The organism is Clostridioides sp. GD02404 (genome assembly GCF_045898275.1).
Classification (GTDB): domain Bacteria; phylum Bacillota; class Clostridia; order Peptostreptococcales; family Peptostreptococcaceae; genus Clostridioides; species Clostridioides difficile_A.
Genome location: NZ_JBJOCA010000008.1, coordinates 1 through 11,938 on the forward strand (window position 1 = coordinate 1; position 11,938 = coordinate 11,938).

11 protein-coding genes and 2 riboswitches are annotated in these 11,938 nt (G+C 27.3%); of the genes, 9 read left to right on the forward strand and 2 right to left on the reverse strand.

All coding sequences use genetic code 11. The features are described from left to right. Positions 1–75: 75 nt before the first annotated feature. On the reverse strand, positions 76–996 hold the full coding sequence (locus tag Q3287_RS06565; protein WP_407963721.1) for a PhzF family isomerase: 921 nt from the start codon (positions 994–996) through the stop codon (positions 76–78). A gap of 255 nt (positions 997–1,251) precedes the next feature. On the opposite strand from Q3287_RS06565, the gene Q3287_RS06570 reads away from it, so the two are divergent. Continuing rightward, positions 1,252–1,608 carry a helix-turn-helix domain-containing protein gene (locus tag Q3287_RS06570; RefSeq protein WP_003428797.1) on the forward strand — a complete coding sequence of 119 codons (357 nt, stop codon included), beginning with the start codon at positions 1,252–1,254 and terminating at the stop codon, positions 1,606–1,608. Between the two features lie 114 nt (positions 1,609–1,722). Here Q3287_RS06570 and Q3287_RS06575 read toward each other — a convergent pair whose 3' ends face one another. After that, complete coding sequence (locus tag Q3287_RS06575; RefSeq protein WP_054270407.1) at positions 1,723–1,899, reverse strand: hypothetical protein; 177 nt, start codon at positions 1,897–1,899, stop codon at positions 1,723–1,725. 52 nt (positions 1,900–1,951) lie between these two features. Beyond that, positions 1,952–2,041: riboswitch (cyclic di-GMP riboswitch) on the reverse strand. Positions 2,042–2,490: 449 nt separating this feature from the next. Then, positions 2,491–2,590, forward strand: a riboswitch (TPP riboswitch). Between the two features lie 128 nt (positions 2,591–2,718). On the opposite strand from Q3287_RS06575, the gene Q3287_RS06580 reads away from it, so the two are divergent. The 8 genes from Q3287_RS06580 (at position 2,719) to hfq (ending at position 11,823) form a co-directional block, all read left to right on the forward strand. Beyond that, positions 2,719–3,009, forward strand: a complete 291-nt coding sequence (locus tag Q3287_RS06580; protein ID WP_003424145.1) for an MTH1187 family thiamine-binding protein — start codon at positions 2,719–2,721, stop codon at positions 3,007–3,009. After that, entirely contained in the window at positions 2,984–3,754 is a 771-nt protein-coding gene (locus tag Q3287_RS06585) for an ABC transporter permease (protein ID WP_054276777.1), read from the forward strand. The genes Q3287_RS06580 and Q3287_RS06585 overlap by 26 nt, the downstream gene beginning before the upstream one ends. Before the next feature lie 21 nt (positions 3,755–3,775). Then, entirely contained in the window at positions 3,776–4,789 is a 1,014-nt protein-coding gene (locus tag Q3287_RS06590) for an ABC transporter substrate-binding protein (protein ID WP_407963722.1), read from the forward strand. After that, on the forward strand, positions 4,758–5,492 hold the full coding sequence (locus tag Q3287_RS06595) for an ABC transporter ATP-binding protein (RefSeq protein WP_200908109.1): 735 nt from the start codon (positions 4,758–4,760) through the stop codon (positions 5,490–5,492). Before Q3287_RS06590 ends, Q3287_RS06595 begins: the two co-directional genes overlap by 32 nt. Before the next feature lie 165 nt (positions 5,493–5,657). Beyond that, on the forward strand, positions 5,658–8,501 hold the full coding sequence (gene mutS, locus Q3287_RS06600; RefSeq protein ID WP_407963723.1) for a DNA mismatch repair protein MutS: 2,844 nt from the start codon (positions 5,658–5,660) through the stop codon (positions 8,499–8,501). A 10-nt stretch (positions 8,502–8,511) separates the two neighbouring features. Then, positions 8,512–10,476: a DNA mismatch repair endonuclease MutL gene (mutL, locus tag Q3287_RS06605; protein WP_407963724.1), complete on the forward strand. Its 1,965-nt coding sequence runs from the start codon at positions 8,512–8,514 to the stop codon at positions 10,474–10,476. Between the two features lie 37 nt (positions 10,477–10,513). Further along, the gene (gene miaA, locus Q3287_RS06610) at positions 10,514–11,449 is read left to right on the forward strand and encodes a tRNA (adenosine(37)-N6)-dimethylallyltransferase MiaA (protein WP_407963725.1); all 936 of its coding nucleotides are present in this window, start codon (positions 10,514–10,516) and stop codon (positions 11,447–11,449) included. A 113-nt stretch (positions 11,450–11,562) separates the two neighbouring features. Then, positions 11,563–11,823: an RNA chaperone Hfq gene (hfq, locus tag Q3287_RS06615; protein ID WP_003428780.1), complete on the forward strand. Its 261-nt coding sequence runs from the start codon at positions 11,563–11,565 to the stop codon at positions 11,821–11,823. Positions 11,824–11,938 lie beyond the last annotated feature (115 nt).

Below are 11,938 nucleotides of genomic sequence, written 5' to 3' on the forward strand. Positions count from 1 at the left end.
TTGTATATAAATTAGTTTGTTATTAAATTAGTATTAATTAGAATTAAAAAGTTCAAAATTTTACTTAGATGTATTCTATAATTCAATTTCTATGTTTGTTGAGAATGCAATTATAGCTTTTCCAATTATTTTTACTTCAACGGGTTTATTATCTGAAATAATTACTTTTACTAACATCTTGCCTTTGCGTTTTATTGCTTCTCCTTGAACTGCTTCAAATATAAACTCTGTGTTAGGTATAGGTATTACTTTATAATGTACAATATACGCACCTAAAGGCCCATTAGCATTTCCTGTAACAGGGTCTTCTGAAATACCAATTGCAGGAGCAAACATCCTTCCATGAACCTGTAGCATTTCTTTATTATTTAATGTAAAAATATAATATCCATTACATTTTATTTCTTGACTTATTTTCGATAATTCATATAAATTTGGAGATAAATTATTTAATGTTGATAATCTCTTTATTCCAATCATAACCTTTGAATGTCCTGTAGATGCTATGGCAATAGGACAATCTGTACGAATATCTTCCTTTAAAATACCAAATGCATTAAGTAATCTTTCTTGATAGGTTTGTTTTAATGGTGGAGATACTTCAATTTTTCCTTGTGTCATAATTATTTCATAATCATTATCTTTTTTTATAATATCAACTGGCAATATTCCAGCGCCAGTTTTTTGAAATACTGTTGTGCTATTGAGTTGGTTTTCTACTGCTCTAGCATAATGGGCAGCAATAGTAGCATGACCACATATAGGAACCTCATTAGTTGGTGTAAAAAATCTGATATGTACATCATAATTTTCTTGATGATTTTTAACAAATTTATTGAAAATAAAAGCAGTTTCTGAATTATTTAATTCTCTTGCTATTTTTTGCATTTGTGATTCAGATAAGCCATCAGCATTTGTAATTACACCAGCTGGATTACCTGTAAATTTTTCTTTTGTAAATGAGTCAACTTGATAAAGACGAAATGTTTTATTCATATTATATAATCCTTTCTAAATATTAGAGTAGTTTGTGTACATAGAAAACTTTAGATAAGTTATTACTTATTATTATCTATTTAAATAAAATTAATAAAACAGTATATGTCTATATTAAAATTTAAACATATACATCTAAAAAAGTAGTATTATGTAAGGCTCTATGCTACAATCAAGATTATATTACGAATTAGTATGCTAAACAAGAATGCACTTTTTAGTTAGATACTTACTATTTTGAAAGAGAGGATTGGGATGGATATAGATAATAATTTTGAAGAATTTCCAAATATTGAAGAAAGACAAAAAGATTTTAATTGTTCAATTGGTTTTACCATGACTGTGATAGGAAGTAAATGGAGGGCAATTATTTTATGGCATATTTTAAAACAAGAGCCAATACGTTACAGTCAATTAAAAAAAGAAGTTGTTCATATAAGTCATAAGATACTGTCACAAGAATTAAAGTATCTTGAAAGAGATGGACTTATTAAGAGGATTTCTTATCCGACTATTCCTCCAAAAGTTGAATATTTGTCTACTAAACGTGGCAAATCATTGGAATCGATATTATTAGAATTATGTAATTGGGGTAAACAGTATATGAGATAAACTCAACTGTTTACTTCATGAAAAATAGATAATGAAGCTTATTTTAATTAGTTCTTTAATGTATTATAAAACGTAGATAAAACTAAAAAGGGTTTTCTAGAAAATAAAATTTCTTTAATTATATCTGCTTACCAATACCATCACTTGATGCAAACAAGATTCTACCACGTTCTCTCCATATTCTAGTATAAAGTCATTTAATTGTGTATCTATAAAATTGCAGTAATCGTATGAACTGCATATATATGCAGTTAGTATATGCGTACATCTATCCATTTTATCTATAAACATATATCATTTATCCCCCTAAAAAACTTTCATAAAAACAAAAAGAAAATATCTTTTTGGCAACTGGCTGACATAACTCGTTTCATAAGTCTTAGTCCCTATAGCTTTGCGTCACTAAATTTCTCTAGTTTTGCCTATTTAGTTTTATTCTACAATTACAATCATATAGGAAAACGTTTGATTTTTCAAGGTACATATTAAAAAATTTAAAAATTAAAAAAAATAATTTATTTTTCAAAAATAAATTAGGTAAAATAATTACATTATATAGTTTATATATACAAATCAGAATAAGAGGTTTTTATTATTAACCTAAATTGAACTAATTTGAGGCAGAAGAATAAAGCTAAATAAAGTCAAATGGTTAATAAAATAAATAAAAATCATTATAATAGTATATTTTTATAAATAAGCTTTAAAATTTAATCAAACTCTAATAAATTATGATGAGTAGGTATTATGGCAATATACTTTTTTAAAAATACTAAAAAATACTATTTTGGTATTATATATTTTAAAATAGATAAAATATATAATATGAATAAAAAATTTGTTAAAATATGATAAGTGTAGTATAATCAAGTAGAAAAGATATAATATATTTCGGGGAGCTAATGTGCTGAGAGGAGATTTTATCTCGACCCTTTGAACCTGTTTGGATAATGCCAGTGTAGGGAGACCAGTAAAGATGAAAATAAGTCTTATCCTATTGTGGATAAGACTTTTATTTTATTTAAATATATTATCTTTCAGAAGTAAAATTTTTAATAAAAAACAAAATATACCTAGTAGGTATTAATTATTTTTAAAGGAGTGATTTAAATGGTAATCGCAGACATAGCAGTAATGCCACTAAGACCTTACAAAGGTGAGGAAGAAATGTATAAAGTAGTAGATGCTTGTATTGCTGAAATTGAAAAAAGTGGTCTTAAATGTGAAATAGGTGCAATGAGTACGACTGTTGAAGGTGATTTTGATGAAGTTTTTGAATTATTGAAGAAAGTACATAAAATCCCTTTTAACCTTGGATGTGAAAGAGTTATAACAGTAGCTAGAGTAGATGAAAAAGCTGGGGGTTTGACTATAGATGAAAAACTTAGAAATCATAGATAAAGTTAAAGATAGTATATATCCAATAGCAACATTTTTGTTTATACTTATTCTTTGGCAATCTGTGGTAGAAGTTTTAAAAGTCCCACAGTATATACTACCCACACCAGTAGATATACTTAATGTATTTTTTAAAGACTCTCAAAATTTATCCATGCATGCTGTAGTTACTATAGGAGAAGCAATACTTGGTTTTATAGTTGCAATTATAATATCATTAATAATTGGTGTATTGATGGATTTTGTGTCGATAATAAAAAAGTGTCTTTATCCTATTATGTTGGTCACTCAAATGATACCTACAATAATTATAGCTCCACTTTTTATGATATGGTTTGGCTTTGGGACAATGCCAAAAATATTGATGGTAACGCTTACTTGTTTTTTTCCTATATTAATAAGTTTTGTAGATGGAATCGAGAATATTGATAAAGATTATTTAAATTTATTTAAGACTATGAATTCAAATAAAATTAATACATTTATTCATCTTAAATTTCCTATGGCAATGGATAAATTTTTTTCTGGGCTTAAAATATCTGCGACCTATGCTGTAATGGCAGCGACTGTTGCAGAGTGGTTAGGTGGAACCAAAGGTCTTGGTGTTTATATGCTAAGGTCAAAAAGTGCATATGCTCTTGATAAAGTATTTGCATCTACTATATTGGTAGTTATATTTAGTTTAATATTTGTAGGAGTTGTACAAGTAGCAAAAAAAATTGTTATAAGACATAGATTAGCAGATTAATTGTATTTGAGGGAGGAAATTATGAATTTTAAAAAATTAGGAATATTAGGATTAGTAAGTGTTTTTACATTAGCGACAATAACTGGATGTTCTTCAAATAATGATAAGGATAAAAGTAGTACTAAAGATGATTCTTCTAAAAAAGTGACTATGGTGCTTGATTGGACACCAAATACAAATCATACTGGATTATTTGTGGCACTTGATAAAGGTTATTATAAAGAAGAAGGTTTAGATGTTGAAGTAGTGCAACCACCTGAAAGTGGAGCTGAGACTTTAGTTGCAACAGGCAAAGCGGACTTTGGTATAAGTTATCAAGAACAAGTTACCTATGCAAAGACTAGTGAAGACCCACTTCCAATAAAAGCTGTAGCAGCTGTTATACAACATAATACTTCTGGGTTTGCATCACCAAAAGAAAAAAATATAACTACAGCTAAGGATTTTGAGGGAAAAACTTACGGTGGTTGGGGTTCTCCATCAGAAGAAGCTGTTTTTAAAGCAGTTATGAAGAAAAATGGAGCCGACTTTAACAAATTAAAAATAGTTAATACTGGTCAAGATGATTTCTTTGCAGCTATGAAAACTGTAGATTTTGCATGGATATTTGAAGGTTGGGATGCAGTTAAGGCAAGTTTAATTGACTATGATTTGAACTTTATACCAGTAAAAGATTTAGATGAAAGATTAGATTATTATACACCACTTATAATTTCTAATGAAACTGTACTAAAAGATAATCCAGAACTAGCTAAGAAATTCTTAAAGGCTACAACAAAAGGTTACGAATATGCAATTAAAAATCCAGAAGATGCAGCAAAAATATTAGTAAAACATGCACCTGAGGTAGATGAAAAATTAGCATTAAAGAGTCAAGAATATCTAGCAAGTAAATATAAAGACGATGCACCTAGATGGGGAGAAATGAAAGACAGTGTATGGAATAACTACACATCATTCTTAAAAGAATATAAATTAATAGATAAGGATATGAAGGCAAGTGATGCTTACACAAATGAATTCTTACCACAATAAAAAAATAAAAGTATCTATAGAAAATGTATCAAAAACATATAAAGAAGTTGAAGTTTTAAAAGATATAAGTATTGATGTATATGAAGGCGAATTTGTTTCTATATTAGGACCAAGTGGATGTGGTAAAAGTACTATCTTTAATATTATAACTAAACTTACAGATTATAATAGTGGTAAAGTAGATATAAATGGAAAATACAGTTACATGTACCAAAAAGACTTACTTTTACCATATAAAACTATAATAGATAACGTGTCACTACCACTGGTCTTAAAAAAAGAAAAAAAGAGTAAAGCAAGGGAAATGGTAAAACATTATTTTGAGGTTTTTGGTTTAAATGGATATGAAAATAAATATCCATCTGAACTTTCTGGAGGAATGAGACAGAGAGCAAATTTCCTGAGAACCTTTGTAAATTCTAATGACATAATGCTTTTAGATGAGCCTTTTGGAGCACTAGACTCGTTGACTAAGACATCTATGCAAAAATGGCTTTTAGATGTTAAGAAAAAGGTAAATTCAACAATACTTCTTATAACCCATGATATTGATGAAGCTATAATGCTGTCAAATAGAATTTATGTCATTTCAAAAAAGCCATCAATAATAAAAAAAGAATTTATTATTGATAGTAAAAAACTGAATGAAGATAACCTTGAAAATGTCATTAAACTTAAGAAAGAAATAATATCTTTGTTGTAAAAATTATATATATGCTTTATTCAAAGAGTATTAAACCTAGCAATCCAAAATGCAATTATACATTTTGGATTGTTTTTTAGTTATACGTCAAAATTTTATATATTATGTTAATAATAATCATCTACTATGATATAATATTTAATTAGAAAAGAAGGAGGTTTGATAATGCAAATAGATATGAATAAATTGACTCCTATGATGAAGCAGTACCTTGAAGTAAAAAACCGATATAAAGATTGTATACTGTTTTTTAGATTGGGAGATTTTTATGAAATGTTTTTTGAAGATGCATTAGTAGCTTCAAAAGCTCTTGAAATAGCATTAACAGGAAAAGCTTGTGGTTTAGAAGAACGTGCTCCTATGTGTGGTGTGCCTTTCCACTCAGCCAATTCATATATATCAAAATTAGTTGAAAATGGATATAAAGTAGCAATAGGTGAACAAATGGAAGACCCATCTACTGCAAAAGGAATTGTTAGAAGAGAGGTTATAAGAGTCATCACTCCTGGAACTGTTTTAGATGGAAACTTACTTGAAAATAAAAAAAATAATTATTTGTTGTCTTTATATAAGGATGGTTCTAATATAGGGCTAACTTATGTTGATATAAGTACTGGAGAAACTAATGCAACTTGTTTAAATGAAGATAAAGTAATTGAAGAGATTGCAAAAATCCATCCTACAGAAATAATTATAAATGATTTAGACTTTATAGAAAAGCTTAGAGATATAGCTACTGTAAGTAATATATACATAAATGAAAGTTTTAGCGATAACTATTTGGATATAAATATATTAAGAGAATATTTTCCAGAGGTTTATCTGCAAAAACTAAAGTTTGATGATAAAGGTCTTATAAAGTCAAGCTTATCAATTCTTCTGAATTATATATATAATACTCAAAAACAAATAACATCTAATATAAATAATATAAATATATACAATTCATCAGAATACATGGTTTTAGATATGTTTACTAGAACTAACTTAGAGCTTACTCAAACTATAAGAGGCAATAAGAAAAAAGGTTCATTATTGCATGTTCTTGATAAAACTTCTACAGCAATGGGAGGTAGACTTTTAAGAAAATATGTTGAAGAACCTTTGATAAATAAGTCTAAAATTGAAAATAGATTAGATGTAATAGAAGAGATAAAAGATGATTTTATATTAAGAGAAGATTTAAATGATATACTTAAAAATATATACGATATAGAAAGAATATGTGGAAAGATAGCATTTGAAAGGGTTACACCAAAAGAATTAGTTCACTTAAAAAATTCAATAGAAAAATTACCAAATTTAAAAGACACAATAGATTTATCAAATGCAACAATATTAAAAGAGTATGTTTCAGAAATGGATAAATTGGATGATATATACAATTTAATAGATGAAGCTATTTTAGAAGAACCTACAATAACTATAAAAGATGGAAATATAATTAAGTCTGATTTTAGTGATGAGCTTAAAGAATTAAGAGATATTTCTAAAAATGGAGCTTTTCTTGTAAAAGAAATAGAAAATAGGGAAAGAGAAAAGACAGGAGTTAAATCATTAAAAATAGGTTTTAATAAAGTTTTTGGTTACTATATAGAAATAACAAAAGCTAACTTTAAACAGGCAAAACTAGATGAGACATATATAAGAAAGCAGACACTTAGTAATGCAGAAAGATATATAACTCCAGAATTAAAGGAAATAGAAGAAAAGATATTACATGCTGAAGAAAAAATTAAGTCTCTAGAATACGAGATATTTGTAGGTATAAGAGATACTATATACAAAAATATAGATAGAATACAAAAAGTAGCTAAAACTATAGCTAATATAGATGTTTTTGTATCTCTGGCAACAGTTGCACACATAAATAATTATGTAAAGCCAGCAATAAATGAAAATAATAAACTTGATATAAGAAATGGTAGGCATCCAGTTGTTGAAAATATAGTAGGTGAGGAAAATTTCGTTCCAAATGATACATATCTAAACCGTGGAGAAAATATTATTAACATAATAACTGGTCCTAATATGTCTGGGAAATCGACCTATATGAGACAAACTGCTATAATAGCACTTATGGCACATATAGGTTCATTTGTACCAGCAGAATATGCTGATATTCCAATCTTAGATAGAATATTTACTAGAGTTGGAGCTAGTGATGACTTGTCTCAAGGGCAGTCTACTTTTATGGTGGAAATGAATGAAGTATCTCTTATACTAAAAAATGCTACAGAGAGAAGTCTAGTTATATTAGATGAAATAGGTCGTGGAACCAGCACTTATGATGGTATAAGTTTAGCATGGTCAATAGTGGAATATATTCAGAAGAATATTAGATGCAAAACATTATTTGCAACACATTATCATGAACTTACTGATTTAGAAGAGGAGTTTAAAGAGGTTAAGAATTATTCAATAGCAGTCAAAGAAGATGGAGAAGGAATAATCTTTTTAAGAAAAATAATTCCTCAAGGGGCAGATAAGAGTTATGGAATATATGTTGCTAAATTAGCTAAACTACCAGATGAAGTCATAGAAAGAGCAAAATATATACTTAAAGACTTGGAAAAAAATCATGTCTATAACAGTGTAGCGATAAATGGTGATAAAGAAAAAGCTAATGCGACTAGCATTAATTTAGATGAAGAATTGCTTAAGGTAAATCAAAGTAATTTTAAGAATAAATATGAATCTCTAAAAATAGAACATGAACTTATAGTAAAAGACTATAAGCATATAAAAAAGGATTATGATAAATTAAATTCTAAATTTAAGTTACTAAATGATGAAGTTGCTTTAATAAAGGAAAATGATGATACGGAGAAAACCAATAAAGAAGATTCTGTAAAAGAAGTAGCATTAACTCAAATATCTTTTGATAGTGTAAAGAGAGACATATTATCAGAAGAAATTTTAAATCTAGATATCCTAAATATGACTCCATTGGATGCGATAAATTCTCTTTATAATCTTCAAAAAAAAGCAAAAGAAATAAAATCTTAGAGGTGTGCAAATGAAAAATATAATTAACATCCTAGATGATTTAACTATAAATAAGATAGCAGCAGGTGAAGTTGTAGAAAGACCTTCTTCTGTAGTGAAAGAACTTATTGAAAACTCTATCGATGCAGGTGCAAGCAAAATTTCTATAGATATAGTTGATGGAGGTAAGAGTTTAATTAAGATTACAGATAATGGAATAGGAATACCTTCAAGTGAAGTTGAGAAATCATTTTTAAGACATGCTACTAGTAAAATAAAAAAAATTGATGATTTATACGACTTATATTCTCTTGGTTTTAGAGGGGAGGCATTAGCATCTATTTCAGCTGTATCCAAATTAGAGATGACTACTAAAACAAAGGATGAGATTATAGGAACTAAAATATACGTTGAGGGTGGAAAAATAATATCAAAAGAACCAATTGGTTCTACTAATGGAACTACAATCATTATAAAAGATATTTTCTTTAATACACCAGCAAGACAGAAGTTTTTAAAGTCTACTCATGCAGAAACTATAAATATAAGTGATTTAATAAATAAACTTGCAATAGGTAATCCAAGTGTTCAATTTAAATATACAAATAATAACAAACAAATGTTAAATACTCCAGGAGATGGTAAACTCGTAAATACCATTAGAAGCATATATGGAAAAGAAATAACAGAAAATATAATAGATGTGGAGTTTAAATGTAATCACTTTAAAATGAATGGATATATAGGTAATAACAATATATATCGTTCCAATAAAAATTTACAACATATCTATATAAATAAAAGATTTGTAAAAAGCAAAATAATCATAGATGCAATAACAGAAAGTTATAAGTCTATAATTCCAATAGGTAAACATGCAGTTTGTTTCTTAAATATAGAAGTGGAACCATCATGTATCGATGTAAATATACATCCTAATAAACTCGAAATTAAATTTGAAAAAGAACAAGAAGTCTATATAGAACTTAGAGATTTTCTAAAGGTTAAACTGATACATTCAAATCTTATTGGAAAGTATGCTACTTATTCAGATAAAAAAACGCAACCTAGAATTGCTATTAATAATAGAGAAAAAAGTACAGGTTTTGAATTGAAAAATAATAATTTATTAGAAGATGATTCTAAAAATAACAATATTACTAAAGAAAAAGATGAAGCTATTGAAGTTATAACTTTATCGAGTGAAAGACCAATAAATGAATTTCAATCGGTAAGTGAAGTATTAAATGAGAGTGTAGAAGATGAATTAAAAAACACTAAGTATCTAAGTGAAGATACTGTAAATGACAATATACAAGAAGAATTTCAAGTTGATTGTTCAAGAAGCGATAGTAACTGTTATATTGATAGCATTAGAGAGTGCGGAGAAGAGTATTTATATAGTTCAAAACGTAAATTTTCTCTATATGGATATTCTGTAATTGGTGTTGTGTTTAATACTTATATAATTTTAAGCAAAGATGATTCTATGTATTTGTTGGACCAACATGCTGCACATGAAAGAATATTATATGAGAGATATATGGAAAAGTTTTATAGACAAGATATCAATATGCAAATACTTTTAGACCCAGTGGTAATTGAAGTATCAAATGTAGATATGCTTCAAATTGAAAATAATTTAGAGTTATTTATGAAATTTGGTTTTGAATTAGAAGTATTTGGTAATAATCATATAATGATAAGATGTGTGCCAACTATATTTGGAGTTCCTGAAACTGAAAAGTTCATTCTTCAGATAGTTGATAATATAGAAGAGATTACAAGTAATTATGATTTAAAGGGAGAACGATTTGCATCTATGGCATGTAGGTCTGCTATAAAAGCAAATGATAAAATATATGATATTGAAATAAAAAGTCTGTTAAAACAATTAGAAGATTGTGAGAATCCATTTACATGTCCTCATGGAAGACCCATAATGGTCGAAATATCTAAGACAGAAATAGAAAAAATGTTTAAAAGAATCATGTAAAATATTTGGATAGTTAAAATATATGGAAAGGAATATTATGAAAAAAATACCACTTATAATACTTACAGGTCCAACTGCTGTTGGAAAGACAGATTTGTCAATAAAATTAGCAAAAGACATGAATGCAGAGATAATTTCAGCAGATTCTATGCAAATATATAAATATATGGATATTGGAAGTGCAAAAGTTACAGAAGAAGAGATGCAGGGAGTAAAGCACTATCTTATAGATGAAGTTAAGCCTGACTATCCATTTTCAGTCTCAGAGTTTCAACAAAGGGCAAAAAAGTATATATATGAAATAAATCAAAAAGGAAAATCTGTATTAGTAACTGGAGGCACAGGGCTTTATTTAAACTCTTTAATATATAATATGGATTTTGCAAAATCTGATGCCAATAATGAATTGAGAGATGAACTTCAAAATCAGCTTGATGAAAAGGGAATAGATTACATGCATGATAGATTGAAATTACTTGATGAAGAAGCTGCTAATAGAATTCATAAGAACAATACTAAAAGAGTTATAAGGGCACTTGAAGTTTGTCTAAGCGGTAAGAAAATGAATGACTTTTCAAGTGATTTAAAATTTAATGAAGAGTATGAACCAATAATAATTGTATTAAATAGAAATAGAGAACACTTATATGAAAGAATAAATATGAGAGTTGACATCATGCTTGAAAATGGGTTGGTTGAAGAAGTCAAAAAACTTTTAAGTATGGGATTTAAAAAAGACATGATATCCATGCAAGGTATAGGCTATAAAGAGATATTAAAGTATCTAGATGGAGAATATACATACGAAGAAGCTATCGAAATAATCAAAAGAGATTCTAGAAGGTATGCAAAGCGTCAGATAACTTGGTTTAAAAGATATGAAATAGCAAAATGGTTTGATTTAGATAAATATGAAAGCATAGATATATTAAAAAATGAAATAATCTTATATATTAAAGATTCTATAAAATAATATATAATTTTTTAAGTATACAACTTAATATTGAAAATTTATCATAACTTATATAGAATATAAGGTAGGAATATTTTAGAAGTTAAATTTAATCTTGGGAGGGTACAAATCTAATGAAAAATACAGTTTTAAATTTACAAGATTTGTTTTTAAATAATGCTAGGAAAGAAAGGATACCTGTTACTATATATTTAGTTAATGGAGTACAAGTTAAAGGGCTTGTAAAAGGATTTGATAGTTATATAATATTAATAGAAGGAGATAATAGACAGCAAAACATGATTTATAAACATGCTGTTTCAACTATACAACCTGGAAAGTATATTAATCTAACAAATCAAAATCAAAACAATAACAATAATAACAACAGATAGATAATAATTTAATTTAAGATGATTGAGAGGAGACTTATACTAACCTATAAACTATGATTTATTTGTTTTAGTAAAATAGTCTCCTTTGGCATGTTTAAATAAAATAATAAAGAGA